We start from the raw sequence: 19,002 nt of genomic DNA on the forward strand, positions 1-19,002 counted from the left end.
TGGCGCCGGACTCGACCAGCTGCTTGAACTGCTCGGCGGAGATGGTGACGTTCGTGCCTTCCGGAATGACCAGCTGGTCGATACCAGTGAAGTCTGTGGCCGGATCGACGACGATGTCCTCACCTTCCAGGAAGGTCACGGTGCCAACATCGATCCCTTCCTGATCCAGGGTACCGAAGTCGAACTCGGAGCCATCGTAGTTGGCTACATTCAGCGTGGCGGAGTCCTCATCAACATCAAATGCAGCGATCAGATCAATTTCCTGCAGCTGGTTGACGTTGAGTGTCAGCTCGGAATCCTTGGCAAGGGCGATGGCATCGATACCGATCAGCTCGACATTGGAGAGGTCAATGACCCCGCCTTCGAAGCCGCTGAAGCTGAAATCGTCAGTGTCAACATGCTCACCCACACCCAGCACAGCGGTACCGTCGACGCCGGACATGTCGATGGTCTCGAGCACATCTTCATCGAAGCTGCTGCCATCCAACCACAGCTGAACGTCAGAGGGGTTGGAGTTGACGGTGATCGAGGACGCATAGTTGGCTTCAAGGGTACCGATGATGGCGTCGCCGTCGGCCACGTTGATGGTTACGTCACCGGCATTGGTGATGATGCCATCGACATGCAGCGAACGCGTGCCACCGGTGGAGGTAGCGCCCAGGGTCACACCAGCGTTGTTGATGTTGAACACGCCAGAGGCTTCGCCATCGCGGAACCAGAGGGCTTCCACCGTACCGATGTTGGAGGCGTTGGGGTCGCCAGCGGCCTTGGACAGCTCGTCGAAGTTGGCGAAGCCGTCACCTTCCAGGAGGATTTCCGGGTTGGTGCTACCGAACGGCAGGTTGTTGAAGGTCAGGGTGTAGCCCTGATTGCCCTTCAGGCCGACCTGCTCGAGGTCCTGGGAGCTGTCGGAGATGTTGAAGAAGCGATCTTCGCCACCCAGGTCCACGACCACATACTCGGCTACGCCCTGAGTGGGCAGACCGGTTGCGGGATCGGGAGAGGCCTCACCCACATCACCTGCCAGCATCACATCGATGCGGGTACCGGTGTTATTGCCAATGATGGAGCCCCACTCATCATCGGCAGTATTGTAGATCTGATCGAAGTTCTTGATGGTCAGACCTTCCACCGTGCCTTCCAGCTCGGAGAAGTCGATGAAGAAGATGCCATCACCACCGTTCAGCTCGACGTAACCATCGAACACGACGTCCTGCGACCCGGTGATCACCAGGGTCTGGGCACCCGTCTCGATGTCACCGATCGGCTGATCGTCAGCGCTGAGCAGGTCGGTATCGATGGTCAGCACGTCGAGGCTATCGACAGTGTCCGGACGCTCGAAGCCGTTGAAGCTGCGCTCAATGGTGAGGTTATCATCACCCCAACCAGAGATGGTACCGCCAGTGCTGTAGTTGCTCTGACCGGTGGCATCGAACTGCAGGCCAGCCTCGGTGATAACCAAGAAGCCTTTGCTCGGGCCGTCTTCGGCGTCAAACTCAATGCCATCTTCAGCCACATACTTGTGCAGCTCTTCGGCGGTCAGGGTCAGGGTGGCACCCTTCTCGACGATCAGGCTCAGCTTGATGTTGCTGTCCAGATCGAAGTCGGCCATCAGCTCAGACAGCGAGGTGTCTTCGCTGATGATCACTTCGATTTCAACGGTGTCGCGATGGTTGGTCTCGAGGACACCACCCCAGAGGGCAAACTGCTCCTGGTTGAGGGTCAGTTTGCTGCTTTGGTGCAGCACGACGCGATCCACGGTCACATCGTCGGTGTTGACCAAGTCGAGTTCGACGTCACCCTTGATGTGCAGGGTCAGCTCGCTGCCCGCAATCTTGGAGCCACGGCCGGCGTCAACGCCGTCGAGGATCAGGGTGTCACGGCCGGCGTTGGTGTCGACGTTCAGCACCACACCGGCTTCGGTGCCGCTGATGGCGATAACGTCGCGCGCCTGGGAGCCGAGCACGGTGACTTCCTGGAGCAGGTCGCTGCCGCCGGTGCCGTCGGCATCGTCCAGGTTGTCAGAAGCGGTGATACCCAGGCGCAGGCCACCGGTGTTGGCGGAGGCATCGACGTGAGCCTCACCGAAGGCGAACTGCAGGTCGGAGTTGATGACCAGCTCGCCGCTGCCGGAGACATTCAGTTCACGCAGGAATTCACCGAAGTCTGCGTTCTCCAGAACGTTCAGGCGGCCTTCGGAGAGCAGGTTGACGGTACCGGCGTTGTGGCCGAGCGCCAGGTTACCGGTGTTCATGGTGACGTTGGCCAGCTCCAGCTCGACGGCATCGCCCAGGCCACGGCCGTAGTAGAGGTTGACGTCCTGGGTGAAGTTGCCTTCCAGGCGGGCGGTCGCACTGCCTTCGATGCCGAGGAGGTGCAGGGCACCTGCCTCACCTTCGCCGCTGAAGGCACCGCCTTCGTTGATGACCAGCTTCTCGAGCTCGCGGGCGCGGCTCAGGTCGAGGATGCTGGCACCGCCATCGATGTCGGGCATCGGGAAGTTGGCGTCTTCGAAGATCGTCTCGCTGACTTGATAGTAGTTCGGCAGATTCTGGACCTGCACTTCCTGGATGTTCTTCAGCTGGAAGGGCTGGGCGAAGAAGCCCTTCATGTCCACTTCGAGGACATTGTAGCCACCGCCGCCGTCGATGTAGGCACCGTGCAGCAGCTCGGGGCGACCGGCGATGATCAGGTCGTTGGCGCTGGTGGTGTAGCCGGACTCGAAGGCACCGCCGTTGTTCTGGGTGGGAGTCAGAACGATGCCAGTCTGAGTGACTTCTTCATTCTGCTGGAGGCCATCGATGATCTCGGCGAACAGCGCGGCCGGAGTATCGATGGTGGCCTCGAAGACGGAGCCATCCAGCAGGGTCACGGTGATGGTGGAGTTATCGCCGCTGTCGGAAATATTGACGTTTTCGACGTTGACGATCTTGTCGCCGGAGACCTCGATACCCAGGTCTTCCAGGGTCAGGTCGCTGACGCTTTGCAGGAAGGCCAGGGCGTCCTCAACGTCCACGCCATTCCAGCTCAGCGTGGTCTCGGTCTGAGTGGGAATTTCAGTGAGCGTGAAGACGTTCTGGGTGCTGGGCTGGCCGGCGGCCTTAACCAGCTGGGCAATAAACCCGTCGACATCTACCGCTGCAGGATCGGTGTTCTCGTTGACATTGACCAGGAACTGACGCGCCGTGTTGGCAGCGTTGTTACCCTGATAGGCAGTGATCTCGTTGGGATCGTCGATGGCGTCGGTGAACGACTGTGCCACGGCCAGCTTGTTGTCGAGGGCTACGGCGTCTTCGTTCTGCGCGCCACCCGCGATGGTCAGAGCGATCTCGGCCAGGGTCAGGTTGCCGGCTTCCAGATGGTCGACATAGAAGGCCAGACCTTCCGCCTCGGCGCTACGGCCGAACAGCTGGAAGTAGAGATTGTTGACCAACTGCTCGTTGGACATGCTGCCGAAACGGGCATCAAATTCCGGCGAGGTGCCGAAATCGTTGATCACCGCGTCGATCCCTCGCTCGTCGATCTGTTCTGCCCAGTACTGCTGGCCAGACGGATCGGCCGGGCGACCGTAGTAGGCCACGTACAGTTTTTGGACCAGATCCAAAGATTCTTGTGTTGCCATGGGACTATAGTCTCCTTCCAATTTGAAGATCCGACGCTACAGGAGCATCAGCCCTTGCATCACCTTGAGCGCTCAAGGTCTTTCCATGGTGGTGCCTCGCGCCGACAATTTGAGCGACTGTCGGCGTAACAGGACGGCAAGCGTTCCCTTGAACCCGCCGATCCTGCGACAGTCTACCAATCCTCCGGGCGCGGCGTTCCACGCATCAATGTAATGGCCTCCCTCCAATATCGTCAACGCCTGGAGCCATTAAAAACCAAGACAAATCTTGCCACTAGCCATTGACATCTTCATGACGACCATCCTCATGACCGAAATCTCATTCATAACTTATCATGAGCAGCCCCCCGTGTGCCGCTCACGCTTTTTTCACTCTAGAAGGCAACCACCGCATCCGCAACTTGCCCGCGCATCCGCAACTTGCCTAAGCCGCATCATTTGATCAACGCTGATTAATCGGTCATGAGGACAGCAAGGTTTCAATGACAGCTTCCCAACCGATATCTAACCCAGCATAGACGGCACGCGCTGCCTGGCCCATTTCTGCCGTACGCCGCCGGTCTTGCCAAGCGGCGTCACACGCGGCGGCCAGGGCCTCTGGGGTCGGCGAGGTGATCCAGCCCGACTCCCCGGGCTCGATGAAGGCGGTGGGCCCGCCGCTGTCGGTGCAGGAAATCACCGGCTTGGCGCTGAGCATCGCCTCCAGAGTGACGTAGCCGTAATCCTCGTCGAAGGGAGGAAAGGCCACCGCCAGGGCGTGGGCATACAGCGTGAGCTTTTCGGCTTCGGAGATTCGCCCCAATAGCCGCACGCGGTCTTCCACGCCCAGTGTCTCGATCATGGCCTCCAGCGTGTGGCGCTGGCTGCCATCGCCGGCGATCAGCAGTTTTACCGGCGTGGTGAGATGGGCCGCCGCCTCGATCAACAGCGCCTGGCGCTTCAGCGGCTCCAGGCGGCTGGGGTAGAAAATGTAGCCCCAGTCGGCGGCGCAGGTGAAGCGCTCCGGCCGGTGGGGCGGATGATAGAGCGGCTGAGCCGCGAGGCCATTGTACTCTCGAAGTCGCTCGGCCACGCGAGGAGAATTGGCATAGCGTCGGCTTGCCTTGGCCAGGTGGTGACGGTCGTAGGCTTCCACCTTGGGTTTCAGAGCGGCGAGCGCGGGGCTGGCGTTGTTCGGGTCATAGAGCTCGTAGCAGGCACGGTGCTGATGCATCAGCCAGACGACATGATCGGGGTGGTTCACCCCGTAGCCGGGAAACTGCAGGCTGATCACCCGGTCGATGTCCACGTCATTGACGCGGCGCAGGTCGAGCCCTTCCGTGAAGGCCATGAGTCGCTCGATCTCGGCCTCGCCGTAATGAAACGGCAGCCGCAAAAGCTCGGCCTGGTGGCCGTGCTGGCGCAGGGCATCCACCAGGCCATTGACGTGATAGTCGGCGCCGCCGGCAATGAAGGGAGTGTGGTTGGCGGTGACCAACAGCCTCATGGCTGGCGCTCCTCTTCTCCCGCCATGGGCTTGGTACCTACTACAGCGTAGTCCATGGGCGCGGCCAGCATGGCGTTGAGGCGCTCGACGACGGGGCCCTCGCCCGGTACCCGGGTCTGCTCCGGCGGCGGGTTGAAGCGGCGAATGGCGGTATCGCCGAAGCCGTGGAAGCGCAGCAGGAACTGCAGCGTGGGCGGGGTGAGCGGATGGCGATGGGTCAGGTCATGGTAGAAGCTGTAGCTGGCGACGATGAGGTTTTCGGGGTTGGGCGTCTCGAGGATCAGCACGCCGCCAGGCACCAGGGCGCGGTATGCCTCGGCCACTAGCTGGAACAGGCTTTCGAACGGCAGGTGTTCGGCGATGTGAAAGCCGCTGATCAGCGCCTGGCTGCCCGCTTCACATTCGCGCAGGGCGGCCAGTGCGTCCTGATGGGCCACGTCGAAGCCCTGCTCCCGACAGTGGGCGACCATGGTGGCGTTGAGGTCGATGCCGCGGGGCGCAAAGCCGGCCCGTTGCAGCAGGCGCAGCCACTCGCCGCGGCCGCAGCCCAGGTCCAGGGCCCGCTCGCCGGCCTGGCGGGCCCGGGTCCAGGCGTCGCGATAGTGATCCAGATGGCTGGCGATATCCGCCTCGGGGCCCCGGAAGGCGGCCTCGAAGGCGAGGTAGTAGGCGTCCAGCTCCTCGTCCATGCCGGCGCCCAGGGGCGACTCTGGGGGCGCGGAAGCCACGGACTGGGCCGTGGCTGGGTGCGTGGGCGGGGCTGTGGATAGCGCCGAGGGTGAGGTCGCACCCGAGGCTGTACGCTTGCGCAGCACGGCGAGCTGCTCCCAGAGCGAGCGCTGACGGGCGTACTCATGATCTTGACGTTGGCCAAATTGGTTCTGACGATCGTCCATTTCCAGCACGGCGGTGATCAGCTCGCGACGCTCCTGCTCCCAGGTGGCGCGCTGGGCCAGGAGGCGCGCCAGTGAGGCCTCGTGCCGCCAGTCGCGGCGCCGCCAGCGGGTCACCAGGGCGAGGAGCCGTGTCAACAGGCGCTGGACCGGCAGGTATCGCCGGTCCAGCCGGCCCGCCCGGTTCGCTGCGGCAATCACCCGCCGCAGCCCAGCGGGCAGCTCGACCCCCTGGTGCCGGCAATGCTCCCGGCTCTCTTGCGAGTCGGCCAGGAGGGCCGCCACCTGCAGCCGACCCAGCTCGGGCAGTATGCCCAGGTAGTAGTCGCGCCCTTCCGGGTCGATCTCCCGTCCCAGCAGATACCGGTAGAGGGTGGCGAGGAAGGCCTCGGCATCGCGGTCCCAGGCCAGCAGCTCGGCCAGTTCGGGGCGCCGGGGGTCGAGGAGCGGGTCCGGCGCCGACAGCCCTTCTCGCAGCGCCAGCAGTTGGCGGCGCCAGTCGCCGATCGGGGGAGCGATGGGGGGCTGCTCGGCATCCAGGGTGGCAGCGGCATCCCGCAGCCTGTTCACCAGAGCCTCAAGCTCGGTTTGCTGCGACTCGCTCATGTCGATTCCTTCTCGGGCAGCCCCTGGTCTGAGGCGTTCAGGTCGATCTCGCAGGGCAACCGGCAGAGCCCCGAGAATTTCGGGCCCAGATAGCCGGCCACTTCGAACTGCAGGGCGCTGTCATGCCACCAGTAGCAGTCATCGAGGTGGTGATCGCCGGAGTGCAGGGCCAGGGTGATGGTGTACTTGCCGGGCGCGATGGCGGCCTCGATGGCCAGGTGGATGCGCCGACGCTCGCCGGCGGTCAGGCGGAAGGGACCCTGGCGCTGATGGGTGTTGATGCCGAACACATCCTGACCGAAGCGGTCGCGTATCATGATGCCCAGCGCCACATCCTCCAGGGCCTGGCGGGCGTGGAGGTCGAGACTCACTTCCAGGGTCTCGCCGCTGCTCAGGGTGGTGCTGCCGCTGCGCCGTCCGAGGGCGCTGGCGCCGGTGATCTCTACCTGATAGGTGCCATAGGCGCCGTGCTGGCGGGCCTGGTGGCGCCCCTCCTCCTCCTCGGCCTGGCGCGCCATGATGCGATTGTAGAGGTTGGCGGCGCCTTCGGGGTCGCCCTCGTGCACCACCCGGCCGTCTTCCAGCACCAGGGCGCGGTCGCAGAGTACCTTGACGGCGTTGAGGTCGTGGGAGACGAACAGGATGGCGCCGCCCTGCTCCTTGAACTCGCGGATGCGCTTCATGCACTTCTGCTGGAAGTAGCCGTCGCCCACCGACAGGGCTTCGTCGACCAGCAGACAGGCGGGGTCGGCATGGATGGCGACGGCAAAGCCGAGCCGCATGACCATGCCGGAGGAGTAGGTGCGCAGCGGCTCGTGGATATAGTCGCCGAGCTCGGAGAAATCGATGATGGCCTGGCGGCGGGCATCGATCTCCTCGTGGGTCATGCCTAGCATCAGGGCGTTGGCGGTGATGTTCTGGGCGCCACTGAGCTCTGGGTTGAAACCGGTGCCGAGCTCGAGCAGGCCGGTGACGCGGCCGTCGATATGGATCTGGCCGGCATCCGGCAGCAGCACACCGGTCATCAGCTTGAGCAGGGTGGACTTGCCCGCACCGTTGCGGCCCAGCACGCCCAGCACCTCGCCCTCGCCCACCTGGAAGCTGACGCCGTCCAGCGCCACATGGGTGGCGTGGCGGGCACGGCCCGTCAATGCCTCGAGCAGCCGATCCGCCGGTTTGGCAAATAGCTTGAAGGACTTGTGCAGGTCGTTGACGGTGATCATCGCTGGCCTCTTTTGAAAAGCGTCACGGGCAGTCCTGAACGGGTGTTATAAACAGTCCTGAACGGGTGTTATAGACAGTCCTGAACGGGTGTTATAAACAGTCACGCAGGTCGCGCTCGGTGCGTTTGAGCAGCCACAGGGCCGTGAGCAGCAGCGCCAGGGTGGCCAGGGCGACACCGATCAACCCCAGCCCTCCGGGCCACTGGTGGTACATGATCAGGTCGCGGTAGGCATCGACCAGCTGGTAGATGGGGTTGAAGCGCATGTAGCCCATGACCCACTCCGGCAGGATATCGCTGACGTAGACGATCGGCGTGGTCCAGAACAGCACCGGCAGCAGCACGGCCACCGCTTCCTTGATGTCCTTGAGATAGACGGCAAGGATCGCCAGCAGTAGCCCCAGCGCGTAGGTGAAGGCGAGCTGCAGGGCAAACACCAGCGGCACGCCCAGCCACCAGGCGCTGAAGGGGAAGCCGATCAGCCACAGAAAGGCGGCGAAGAAGGCCATGCTGATGGCGTAGATGATGCTTTCGGCCAGCAGCACGGACGCCGGCAGCGCCTTGAGCGACACCTTCACCTTGGTGATCAGGTGGGCCCGCTCGGCGTAGAGGTTGGTGATGCTGCTGAGCGACTTGGCGAAGGCCGTCCAGGCGAGAATGCCGCAGATCAGGTAGATGCTGTAGGTGTACTGGTCGATCTCGGCGCCGAAGCCTTCGAGCCTGGCGCCCATGATCCGGGAGAAGACCAGCACGAAGACCAGGATGTTGATCAGCGGTCCGATCAGCGTCCAGGCCTTGCCGATCACCGAGCCCTTGTGGCGGTCGACCAGTTCCTGACGGGCCAGGTGCCAGATGAGCGGCAGCTGGGCCCGCCAGCCGGCCAGCCGGGGTTGCAGTGCATTCAACATGAGCCGTTCTCTCCCTGGGGCTGGCCCGGCGCCGCTGGCGTGGGCTGCTCGGCGAGGATATGCCCCAGCCACTGCCCGGCGCTTTGGGCCCAGCTCTGGTAAGGCATGGCGCGCGAGTCGCCTAGCTCGCCGGCCCGCCAGCGCCGCTGCCAGGCAGTCAGCGCTTGGGCCAGGTCTTCGGCGGTCTCGGCCGTGAAGTAGTCGGCGTGTTCGCCGGCCACCTCGCGGAACACCGGGATATCGCGTGCCAGGATGGGAATGCCGTGATGGGCGGCTTCGATCAGCGGCAGGCCGAAGCCCTCGCCCAGCGAAGCGGCCACCAGGCCGTCGCTTCCAGCATAGAGGCGCCGCAGCAGGGTATCGCTGGCGCCCTCCACCCAGAACAGGCGGCGATCGCGCCGGGGGTGGCGGGCGATTCGCTGCATGAGGTCGTCCACGTCCCAGCCCTGCTTGCCAACGATCACCAGGTTCAGCTCGGCCCCGTCTTGCCAGCAGCGTTCCATGGCCTCCATGACCTGGCGATGGCCCTTGCGGGGCTCCACCGTGCCCACCACCAGCAGCGTGGCGCCGCTGGCCTGACCGATCTTCTCGAGCAGGCGCTGTTCGCCGCGCTGCAGCGGCTCGCCGGCGGCATGGCCCGAGAAATCGGCCCCCAGGTGAAAGTGACGCACCCAGGGCGGGTGGGGCAGCGCCAGCGCTTCCAGTTCGCCGCGCACATCGTCGGCCACGGTGGCCGAGACGGTGGTGATGCCGTCGGCCAGGCCAGCGATGGCCTCGAACCAGGCGCGCATGCGCGCCGGGGTGTCGTCCGGGAAGCAGTGCGGCAGCCGCAGGGGCAGCAGGTCGTGCACCGTGAAGTAGCAGCGCACTCCGCGGGCGCGCAGGCGCTCGAGGGCGTGGCCCGCCTGCTCCAGCAGGGGGGGCGCCCACTCGACGCTGACGTAGATGTCGCCGGGGCGCGCTTCGCAGGGGCGGTCCGGTGCCGGCGGCGCGATGCCCAGCTGGTCGCTGGCGAAGCCGCGCGCCAGGTGGAAGTCGTCGCCCCCCCAGCGGATCAGCTCGACCCGCCAGCCCGGCGGCGGATGGCGCAGCAGCTCGTCGGCCAGCCGGCGGGTGACCCGCTCGATCCCGGTCTTGAGGTCGTGCCAGGCGATGGTGCTGACGTCGAACAGGATGCGGGGTGGCTGGGCCGGGGCCAGGGTGTCGAGTTCGCACAGGGTGCGGGTGGCGCTTTTCAGCCGCGGTTCGTCGAGCTCGCGCAGCGCCTGGCAGGCGGCCAGGCGATCCAACCACTGCTCGGCACGCTGCCGGCGGGTCCCCCGGGCGAAGCCTTCGATGGCCTCGCGGTAGCGGGTGGCGATGCGCGGCGGGGCCAGCGCTTCGGCCACGAAGCCGCGTGCGGCCTGCCCAAGCGCCTGGCGCCGCTGTGGATCGTCGACCAGCGCCACCAGAGACTCGGAAAGCGCGTTCAGGTCGCACTGTTCGGGCAGCATCGCCACCGCCGATTCGGGCAATTCGGCGCTGCTGCCGTGGGCGTTGGCCACCACGGCCACCCCATGGGCCATGGCATCGAAAATCGCCCCGGAGCTTTCGCCGCGAGAGTGCTGGCGCAGCTGGACGGCGATATCCGCGGCCTGCAGCCAGCGCAAATAGCGCTCACGGTCGACGAAGCCGGTGATGGTGACCCGGCCGACACGGGGATGACCGCGCAGACGCCGCTCGAGCCGACGGCCGAATTCGCCGCCATGCTGGGCCCCGACCAGCACCAGCTGGATGTCGGGATGCTCGCCCAGGGGGGTGTCGAGGATGGCCTCGACCAGCCGGTCGCTGAGCTTCTTGGGGTTGATGCCGCCGAAGCTGGCGATCAGGCAGGTGTTCTCGGCCACTCCCAGCGCCTGGCGGGCCTGGCGCTTGAGCGCCGGGGTGATCTCGTCGGGCAGCTGGCGCAGATGGGGAATCACCGCCGCGGGCGCTCGTTCGGCATCCGGCCGCCAGTGGCGATCGAGGTCGCGGGCGAAGGCGGAGTGGACGATCAAGCCGGCGGCCTCTTGGGTCACGAAGCCGTTGACCGGGTAGTCTTCCGGGCCGCGTGGGAGCGGTTCTTTCTCGGGGTCGCGCTGGTGCAGGGCCAGCGACGCCGGGTAGCCATGGTCACTGAACAGCTGCTGGGCGAGGCCGTCCGGCCAGGCCTGGCTCTCCTGCATCCACCAGACGGCATCGAATAGATAGACGTCGTGCAGGACCACGCTGCCGGGGTGGCGCCTGAGCAGCGGGAACTGATAGGCATGATAGAGGGAGTTGCCCACCTGATAGAGCACCCGGTCGAACTCACGGGCTCGTTTGGCGAAGTCCGCGGTCTCGATCACGGCATACCGCTCGGCCAGGCGCTCCTCCACGCTTGGCTGGTCGACCACCAGGGTGATCTCGTAATGCTCCGCCAGGTAGGGCAGCAGCTCGGCGCTGTAGTCGGCGATTCCGGTGGGCTGGGGGGGCAGCGGCGAGACGAAGGCGAGCCGCGGCCGCCGGTCGGGCTCGACCGCCGCTGTCTGCGGTTCGGCCACTGACGCTTGCATGCCGAACCGAAGGCGCTGTCCGGCGTGGCCGTGGCATTCGAGGGTTTCCGGGCAGAGGCCCTCGATGGCGCGCTCCAGGGCGAGCCGCGCCAGCTCGCTTTCGGCGCCTCCCAGGGCGTCCAGGGCGGCCTCGTCCACCGAGAGAAGGGCGCTGGGTGGAAGCTGGTCTTCCAGTCGCTGCCGGATGGTGATGAGGTCGGCGTGGCTGAAGCCGATAAGGATCCCGCTGTCGCCGGGGGACGCCTTCAGCGCATCGAGCCAGCCAGGGTCCTCGGCCAGCGGCCGGCCGGCGGGATTGTCGACGAGATAGCAGGTCGTCATGGTGAGGGGCGGTTCCATCGCTGTTGCAGGTCGTCCAGCAGCCGCTGCTGCCGCTCGCCACGGGTATCGAAGGCATTGGTCACCGGCTGGGCGCTGGGCGCTCGCCAGCTTCCGCCGTGCATGATGCGCAGCACCAGGCCGCGCAGCCGGGGAAAATGGCTGAGAACGCGTTGGCCGATGAGCTTGAGACGGGGAATTCGTACCAGCCGATTCAGCAGGCGGGCAACGAGTCGGCGCAGTTGGCGCTTCATGACGTCGGCTCCTTGTTGTCTCGGTAGTTCGGAACGACAGCGTCGGTTTCGCTCTGGTCGGCTTCCAGCAGACTCATCCAGCGCTCCCAGAAGCCCGTGGGAGCGAAGCGCTCGGCCTGGCGACGACAGGCGTGGGGATCATACCGGCGCTGCTCGAAGCGCGCGAGTGCCTCGCTTAGCGAGGCGGCGGACTGCTGGTGAAAGAACAGGCCGGTGGCCTGGGCATCCGGCGTTTCGCGAACGGTTTCCAGGGCGCCGCCACGGCCGTAGGCAATCACCGGGGTGCCGCAGGCCTGGGCCTCCAGGGGCATGATGCCGAAGTCTTCGTCGGCGGCGAACACGAAGCCCCGGGCGCGGGCCATCAGTTCACGCAGGGCGGGGTCGGGCTGGAAGCCGAGCAGTTCGATATTGGGGCAGCCCCGGGCCAGGGCGGCCAGGCGACCCCGCTCCGGGCCATCCCCCACCACCTTGAGGCGCCGCTCCGGCATATCGCGGAAGGCGCGGATAATCAGGTCGAGGCGCTTGTAGGCCACCAGCCGCGAGGCCGCCAGATAGTAGTCTTCACGGGCCCCGTCGTTGGGCGTGAAGGCGTCGAGGTCCACCGGGGGGTGAATCACCGACGCCCCGCGGCCGTAATACTTGGCGATGCGCCGGGAGACGTTGGCGGAGTTGGCCACGAAGCGATCCACCTGGCTGGCGGTGAAGTGGTCCCATTGACGCAGCCGACCCAGGGTGCGACGCACCAGGGCCTCCATGCCCGGAAGCCGGAAGTGCGCATCGACCAGGTAGGCTTCCTTCATGTCCCAGGCGTAGCGCATCGGTGTGTGGCAGTAGCAGAGGTGGCGCTGGCCGGAGTGGGTGATCACACCCTTGGCGACGCAGTGGCTGGAGGAGATGACGAGATCGAAGTCGCGCAGGTCGAACTGCTCGATGGCGTAGGGCATCAGCGGCAGGTAGTGCCGGTAGTATCGCCGCGCCAGGGGCATCCGCTGGATCAGGCTGGTGTGCACGCGGTGCTTGTCCAGCCTGCCGCGATGCGCTTGCGGCAGGAAATCCACCAGGGTGAAGACTTCGGCGCCGGGAAAGGCTTGCAGCAGGGCGTCGAGCACCTTTTCGGCCCCGCCGGACACCACCAGCCAGTCGTGGACGATGGCGATGCGTCGTGCCCCGCCCCAGTGCCGCAGACGCTCGAGGGCGTTCTCACTCATTCTTGCGCGGCTCCACGGGACTCGGGGACGCGCCCGTAGGCGTCGTCGAAGCGTACGATGTCGTCCTCGCCCAGGTAGCAGCCGGTCTGCACCTCGATCAGGCGCAGCGGAATGACGCCGGGATTCTCCAGGCGGTGCACCGTGCCCAGGGGAATGTAGGTGGATTCGTCCTCGCTGAGCAGAAAGCTGCGCAAGTGCTCGCAATCGCCATGCCCATCGCCCAGGGTGACCCTGGCGGTGCCGGCGACCACGATCCAGTGTTCGGCACGGTGGTGATGCATCTGCAGCGACAGCTTGGCGCCCGGCTTGACGACGATCTCCTTTACCTGGAAACCTTCGTTGAGCACCATGGTGCGGTAGTGCCCCCAGGGGCGATAGACCTGCGGCAGCGCCTGGCTCTCGCAGCGCCCACTCGCCTTCAGGGCTTCCACGATATGCTTGGTCTCCTGAGCGCGGGAGCGGTGGGCGACCAGCACGGCGTCTTCGGTTTCCACTACCACCAGATCCTGCACGCCCACCGTGGCGACCAGCCGCGACTGGCTGTGGATCAGGCTGTCATGGGTGTCATGCAGCAGCACATCGCCCTGGACGGCGTTGCCGCAGGCGGCGGGGTCGGACTTGAGCGCGAAGATCGCATCCCAGGCGCCGATATCGCTCCAGCCGGGGTCCATGGGCACCACGGCGGCTCGATGGGTTTTCTCCATGACCGCGTAGTCGATCGACTCGCTGCGGCAGGCGCCGAACGCCTCGCCGTCGACTCTCAGGAAGTCCAGGTCCTCGCGGCGCCCGGCATAGGCCGCCAGGCAGGCGCTGTGTATGTCCGGCGCCTGGGCCTTCAGCTCCTCGAGATAGCGTTCGGCGGAGAACAGGAAGATGCCACTGTTCCAGAGGTAGTCGCCGCTGTCGAGATAGGCCTGGGCGCGATCGCGATCCGGCTTTTCGACGAAGGCGTCGACACGGTAGCCCGTGCCCAGCATCTCGCCGCGGCGAATGTACCCGTAGCCGGTATGGGGACTGGCCGGCTGGATACCGAAAGTGACCAGTTGCCCCTCTTCGGCGAGTTCCCTGCCCTGCTCGATCGCCGCCAGGAAGGCCGCCCGGCGCTCGATCACGTGGTCGGCCGGCATGACCAGCAACAGGCTGGTGGGGTCGCTTTCGCTGGCGGCCAAGGCGGCCAGGGCCAGCGCCGGGGCCGTATTGCGCCCGAAGGGCTCGAGCATGATGCGCGCGGAGGACACGCCCAGGGAGTGAAGCTGCTCGGCCACCAGGAAACGGTGGGCTTCATTGCACACGATTAGCGGTGGCAGCGCCCCTTCAACCCCTTCCAACCTGAGAGCGGCTTCCTGGAGCAGGCTGTGCTGCGCCGAGTTGAGACGCTGAAACTGTTTGGGGTAGTGCTCACGTGAAACGGGCCAAAGCCGGGAGCCAGAGCCGCCAGACAGGATGACGGGCAGTATCATGGGTCCTCCTTGAGGTGTTGACGTATCGGCGTTCCCAGCGTGCTCATAGCCGCTCTTCGGCGACCTAAAAGGGGTTGGCGATGATAACACTTGGCAAGCACGGCGACACCCGCCCGACAACCTCTCCCTCGACGGGCCTAGGTCCGCCTAGCGCTGGCGGTTGACGAAACCCCGCGTAATCGTCATGGCCAGTATCTTGAGGTCGAGACCCAGCGACCAGTTGTCGATGTAGTGGATATCGTACTCTACCCGCTTGCGCATCAGCTCGATGCTATCCGTGATGCCGCGCAGGCCGTTGACCTGCGCCCAACCGGTCATGCCCGGCTTGACCCGGTGACGCTGCATGTAGCTGTCGATGAGGTCTTTATAGTGATCGTTGTGGTCCATCGCATGGGGCCTTGGCCCGACGAGCGACATGCGCCCCTGCAGGACATTGAAGAGCTGGGGAAGCTCGTCGAGACTGGTGCGCCGCAGGAAGGCCCCCAGCGAGGTGATCCGCGGGTCGAGGTGGCACGCCTGCGGGGTGCACTGGGCGTCATCCGCCACCATGGTGCGAAATTTGTAGATACGAAAGCGCTTGCCGTCCAGGCCATGACGATACTGCTTGAACAGTACCGCACCGCCCATTTTCCAGCGAATCACCGCCGCCACGACCGCCATCACCGGCAGGAACAGCAAGAACAGCGCCAGCCCCAGAACGCGATCCTCCACCGCCTTGACCAGGCGCATGGGCCCGTTGAGCGGCGAGTGGTTGAGGTCCAGCGAGTACATGTTGGCAACCTGCGCCACGCGATGGTTGAGCAGGCGCACGTCGGTCAGGTCGGGGAAGTAGCGTATGTCGACAGGCACGGCCATGAGCACATTGGCCAGGCGCTTGACGGTGTCGCCTTCGCTGAGGGGATAGCTGAGCCAGATTTCGTCGAAATCGCGCTTGAAGATGCTTTGCCTGGCCAGCGCCTCGACTCGGCTGTGAACGTCGGCGCCCCCGGGTTCGCCGGGGCCCTGGCCTTCATCGGTGATTGCCTGAGTGATGCGATAGCCAATGTGCGGCAAATCGGCGAGACGCCGCTGCACGCGTTCACGGTTGGCCCGTGTGCCAATCAGCAACACCCGCTTTTGGTTGTGCCCGCTGGCTCGCAGCTGGCGCAGCACGACGTGCAGCAGGCCGCGAAGCAGCAGACCCGCGGCAAGCACGGCCAGCGAGGCCGCCGCCATCCAACCGCGAGAGAAAATCACCGCGCTCTGGGTCATCACCAGGAACAGGCTGAGCAGGCCAATGGTCAGTATCCAGGCGGCGGCGTAAACGCCGAGCATGCGGGAGAGACTGCGACCCCGCCAAGGCTGATAAAGCCCTAGCAGCTCACCACAGGCAGGCAGCAGCAGGCTGCCAACCAGGATCAGCAGCGGGTATTCGATGCCCTGGGTATGCTCCAGCCCGGGCATCAAGTACTGCAGGCCAAAAGCGACTGCCAGGGCAAGGGAGGCATCGAAGCAGCGCATGCCGCGGCGCAGCCAGTCGCTGGTCATGGTGGCCATTGTCCAGGGCGTTCAGTCGGCGGTGTCAGTAATGCTAGCGAGAAGCTGCATGGCCTGTTGCATGTCATCACTGCGAAGCTCGCCCACCGCTGCCTTGAGCGCGAGCTGGTCGAGCACATAGCGCCCGATGGTATCCACGTAGCGAATCCGCTGGTCGTACAGGCTGGCACGGGCATCCAGCACATCCACCAGGTCGCGCAACCCGAGCTGCTCACCGCGTTCGGCGGCCTGCAAAAACAGTTCGCTGGAGGCGACCGACTCGCCCAGGGCCTGTAGCTGCCTGACGCTGCCGTTGAGCGAGCGAATCCGCTGGCGGACCTCCTGCCCGGCGAGGTTGAGTTCGTGGGCAACGCCTTCTTCGGCGGCACGGGCATTGAGATCGGCCTGGCGAACGCTCGCGGAGGTGAACCCCCCCCGATAGAGCGGCACGCTGAGCTCAACGCTGGCACGGTAGTCTTCGCTGGAACGCAGCTCATCGTCGCTTTCGCGATCGGAGTAGCTCAGGTTGAGGTTGACTTCGGGAAAGTAGCCGCCGCGACGCATGCTGGAGTCAGCCTGGTTGACGCGCTGCTGCTCGCGGGCAAGCCTGACCCGAGGGTTGTTGGCGGTGCGCTTCAGCCAGTCCTCGATGTCGCCCCAATCCTGCTGCACCGACGCCGATACGACGTCGCCCAGCTGAAAACCGCTGAAGTCGGGAAGCTCTCCGGTCAGGCGTTCGAGCAGGGTCAAGGCGTTACCGAGTTCGTTCTCGGCCATGACGGCATCGCTGATGGCCTGGTCGAGCCGCGATCGCGCTTCGAGCAGGTTGATGCGGTCACCGACCCCCAGGTCATAGGCTCGCTGCGCCTGGCGTACCTGAAGCTCCAGGGACTCTTTCTGGGCTTCCAGCAGGCCGAGTCTTCGTGATGCCAGGTAGGCGTTCACATAGGCTTCGGCGACCTGCAGCGCCAGGTCACTTTCGGCCACTGCCAGCTGCAGTTCGGAGACGCTGACCTGGGCGCGGGCACGATCCATGCCGCGCCACCGCTCCAGGCTGAACAGCGGTTGCTGAACCTGCACCTGCCAATGGTGCTCATTGATCTCGCCGGGGCGGACGTTCTGCTGCTCCGGCGGCACGTCAGGGTCGAGTTCCGTCTGGATATTGGTGGAGTCCTGCCACAGGTAGCCGCCGCTGGCGGTCACCTGGGGCAACAGCTGGGACCGCGCCAGCGGGACTTCTTCCCGGGTCGCCTCAACTTCGAAGCGCTGCCGGGAGAGGTCGGCGTCATACTCCAGCGAGCGCTGGAAAAGGCGCGGCAAGGAGGGAAGCGCACGGGCGCTTTCCGCGCCCGAACTCTCGCCGAGGGCGGCCAGCTCCGCCATCGCCTGCTCGCCGGCGGGTATGTCCGCTTCCTGCCCCGACGTTTCCGCATGGCCGGGCACTGCCAGTGCAACGCTCAGCAGGAGTAGTCCGCTGAGGCAACTCTGCCTGTTGATGAATCGCTTGGGCGGGGTGCCGAACATCAATCCTCCCTCATGGCACGAGCCAGCATATCGGTGATCGGCTTGGCAATGTAGCTGGCGAAGGTGCGCTCACCGGTGCGGATCATGACCTCCGCGGGCATCCCGGAGAGCAGCTGCATCTGTTCGGTCATGTCCTGCTTGCCCTCTTCGGTGACACGGACCCGAGCACGGTAATAGCGCTGCCCGGTGGCCTCATCCTCGAAGCTATCGGCGCTGACATAGATGATTTCGCCATCGATCACGTTGGTTAGCCGCTGGTTGAACGCCGAGAAGCGGATCTCAGCGTGCTGCCCCCGGTAGATGTGGTCGATATCACGGTTGGGAATGCGTGCTTCGACCACGAAGCCGTCGTCACCCGGCACGATGTCGAGAATGGGGTCGCCGGCGCGAATGACCGCACCGATGGTGTGCACCTGGCGATCCACCACCGTGCCCGATACGGGGGCGTGGAGCGTGGTGCGCTCGACCTGGTCGCGGAGCGAGACAATGCGCTCTTCGGCTTCGGCGATCTGCGCCTGGGCATCGCGCAGCTGTTCGCCGACCTCTTTCTGGAACTCCTGGCGGCGCACTTCTTTCTGCAGTTGGTTTTCGCTGATGCGCGACTTGAGGCTGGCAATCTCGGAGCGGTGCTGGGCGATACGTCCCTCGTATTCCATCACCTGCCGCTCAAGCTCGCGCAGGCGCTGGTTGTCGCCCAGCCCCTCGCGGAACAGCGAGCGGAAATCCTCGGCCTCGGAACGCAGCGAACGTACCCGGCGGGTATTCACATCGATCTGGGACTTCAGGCCTTCGATCTGCTCGCGCATCTGCTGGCTCTGCTCATCCAGGGACTCGAGACTGCCGATCAGCGACTGGCGGCGGGCTGTAAACAGGCTCTGCTGGACGGCCAGCACTTGCTGCACGCGGGGCTCTTCGCTGTCGAGCAGCTCTGTGGGGAAATCGAGGTGATCGAGGCCCTGCTGCTCGGCGAACAGGCGAACTTCCATGGCGCGATTGAGCAGGTACTGGGAACGCGCAATTTCCAGCTGCGAGCGGGATTGGGTGTCACTGAGGATGATCAATGGCTGGCCGGCCTCGACGTGTTCACCGTCCTCGATAAGGATCTCGCGCACGATCCCCCCCTCAAGGTGCTGGACAGTCCGCTTGAAGGATTCCATCGACACGTTGCCCGGGGCCACGACCGCAACAGCCAGTGAGGCGGTCAGGGCCCAGGTTCCGAAGCCCCCGAAAGCCACCAGCAGAATGACCAGCCCCAAGCGCTTGTAGCCCTTGTCACTGGTGGGGAGTTTTTCGGAGTACTCGCCCTCGAGGGTGTCGCCGCCCTGCTTGGCCGGCGTGACATCGATGGCGGGTGTTGAGTCCGAAGATGACGTCTTGCCCTCGTTGGAGCGCGGGTCGCGTTCGTCTGCCATG

The 19,002-nt window shown here is 65.1% G+C and carries 12 protein-coding genes; all 12 read right to left on the bottom strand.

What is annotated here, in order from left to right:
• On the bottom strand, positions 1-3,622 hold a 3,622-nt coding region (locus tag HOP52_RS09680; protein WP_238977176.1), incomplete at its 3' end, for a DUF4214 domain-containing protein.
• A 460-nt stretch (positions 3,623-4,082) separates the two neighbouring features.
• On the bottom strand, positions 4,083-5,108 hold the full coding sequence (locus HOP52_RS09685) for a glycosyltransferase family 4 protein (protein WP_238977177.1): 1,026 nt from the start codon (positions 5,106-5,108) through the stop codon (positions 4,083-4,085).
• Positions 5,105-6,607: a methyltransferase domain-containing protein gene (locus HOP52_RS09690; protein WP_238977178.1), complete on the bottom strand. Its 1,503-nt coding sequence runs from the start codon at positions 6,605-6,607 to the stop codon at positions 5,105-5,107. The genes HOP52_RS09685 and HOP52_RS09690 overlap by 4 nt, the downstream gene beginning before the upstream one ends.
• On the bottom strand, positions 6,604-7,830 hold the full coding sequence (locus tag HOP52_RS09695; protein ID WP_238977179.1) for an ABC transporter ATP-binding protein: 1,227 nt from the start codon (positions 7,828-7,830) through the stop codon (positions 6,604-6,606). Before HOP52_RS09695 ends, HOP52_RS09690 begins: the two co-directional genes overlap by 4 nt.
• Before the next feature lie 91 nt (positions 7,831-7,921).
• On the bottom strand, positions 7,922-8,737 hold the full coding sequence (locus HOP52_RS09700; RefSeq protein WP_238977180.1) for an ABC transporter permease: 816 nt from the start codon (positions 8,735-8,737) through the stop codon (positions 7,922-7,924).
• Positions 8,731-11,631 (bottom strand): glycosyltransferase, encoded by a 2,901-nt coding sequence (locus HOP52_RS09705; RefSeq protein WP_238977181.1) that lies wholly within the window; start codon positions 11,629-11,631, stop codon positions 8,731-8,733. Before HOP52_RS09705 ends, HOP52_RS09700 begins: the two co-directional genes overlap by 7 nt.
• Entirely contained in the window at positions 11,628-11,882 is a 255-nt protein-coding gene (locus HOP52_RS09710) for a hypothetical protein (RefSeq protein ID WP_238977182.1), read from the bottom strand. Before HOP52_RS09710 ends, HOP52_RS09705 begins: the two co-directional genes overlap by 4 nt.
• On the bottom strand, positions 11,879-13,090 hold the full coding sequence (locus HOP52_RS09715; protein ID WP_238977183.1) for a glycosyltransferase: 1,212 nt from the start codon (positions 13,088-13,090) through the stop codon (positions 11,879-11,881). Before HOP52_RS09715 ends, HOP52_RS09710 begins: the two co-directional genes overlap by 4 nt.
• The gene (locus HOP52_RS09720; protein WP_238977184.1) at positions 13,087-14,550 is read right to left on the bottom strand and encodes a mannose-1-phosphate guanylyltransferase/mannose-6-phosphate isomerase; all 1,464 of its coding nucleotides are present in this window, start codon (positions 14,548-14,550) and stop codon (positions 13,087-13,089) included. Before HOP52_RS09720 ends, HOP52_RS09715 begins: the two co-directional genes overlap by 4 nt.
• Before the next feature lie 147 nt (positions 14,551-14,697).
• Positions 14,698-16,077 (bottom strand): undecaprenyl-phosphate glucose phosphotransferase, encoded by a 1,380-nt coding sequence (locus HOP52_RS09725; RefSeq protein ID WP_238977185.1) that lies wholly within the window; start codon positions 16,075-16,077, stop codon positions 14,698-14,700.
• A 21-nt stretch (positions 16,078-16,098) separates the two neighbouring features.
• Positions 16,099-17,589: a TolC family outer membrane protein gene (locus HOP52_RS09730; protein ID WP_238977186.1), complete on the bottom strand. Its 1,491-nt coding sequence runs from the start codon at positions 17,587-17,589 to the stop codon at positions 16,099-16,101.
• Positions 17,589-19,001, bottom strand: coding sequence for an HlyD family type I secretion periplasmic adaptor subunit (locus HOP52_RS09735; RefSeq protein ID WP_238977187.1), 1,413 nt, complete (start codon positions 18,999-19,001; stop codon positions 17,589-17,591). Before HOP52_RS09735 ends, HOP52_RS09730 begins: the two co-directional genes overlap by 1 nt.
• Position 19,002: the final 1 nt, after the last annotated feature.

This window comes from Billgrantia campisalis (genome assembly GCF_022341425.1).
GTDB classification, from domain to species: domain Bacteria; phylum Pseudomonadota; class Gammaproteobacteria; order Pseudomonadales; family Halomonadaceae; genus Halomonas; species Halomonas campisalis.

Excerpts from the sequence above, each read along its gene's own strand:
- HOP52_RS09685 (WP_238977177.1), bottom strand. The coding sequence starts at position 5,108 with ATGAGGCTGTTGGTCACCGCCAACCACACTCCCTTCATTGCCGGCGGC.
- HOP52_RS09690 (WP_238977178.1), bottom strand. The coding sequence starts at position 6,607 with ATGAGCGAGTCGCAGCAAACCGAGCTTGAGGCTCTGGTGAACAGGCTG.
- HOP52_RS09695 (WP_238977179.1), bottom strand. The coding sequence starts at position 7,830 with ATGATCACCGTCAACGACCTGCACAAGTCCTTCAAGCTATTTGCCAAA.
- HOP52_RS09700 (WP_238977180.1), bottom strand. The coding sequence starts at position 8,737 with ATGTTGAATGCACTGCAACCCCGGCTGGCCGGCTGGCGGGCCCAGCTG.
- HOP52_RS09705 (WP_238977181.1), bottom strand. The coding sequence starts at position 11,631 with ATGACGACCTGCTATCTCGTCGACAATCCCGCCGGCCGGCCGCTGGCC.
- HOP52_RS09710 (WP_238977182.1), bottom strand. The coding sequence starts at position 11,882 with ATGAAGCGCCAACTGCGCCGACTCGTTGCCCGCCTGCTGAATCGGCTG.
- HOP52_RS09715 (WP_238977183.1), bottom strand. The coding sequence starts at position 13,090 with ATGAGTGAGAACGCCCTCGAGCGTCTGCGGCACTGGGGCGGGGCACGA.
- HOP52_RS09720 (WP_238977184.1), bottom strand. The coding sequence starts at position 14,550 with ATGATACTGCCCGTCATCCTGTCTGGCGGCTCTGGCTCCCGGCTTTGG.
- HOP52_RS09725 (WP_238977185.1), bottom strand. The coding sequence starts at position 16,077 with ATGACCAGCGACTGGCTGCGCCGCGGCATGCGCTGCTTCGATGCCTCC.
- HOP52_RS09730 (WP_238977186.1), bottom strand. The coding sequence starts at position 17,589 with ATGTTCGGCACCCCGCCCAAGCGATTCATCAACAGGCAGAGTTGCCTC.
- HOP52_RS09735 (WP_238977187.1), bottom strand. The coding sequence starts at position 19,001 with ATGGCAGACGAACGCGACCCGCGCTCCAACGAGGGCAAGACGTCATCT.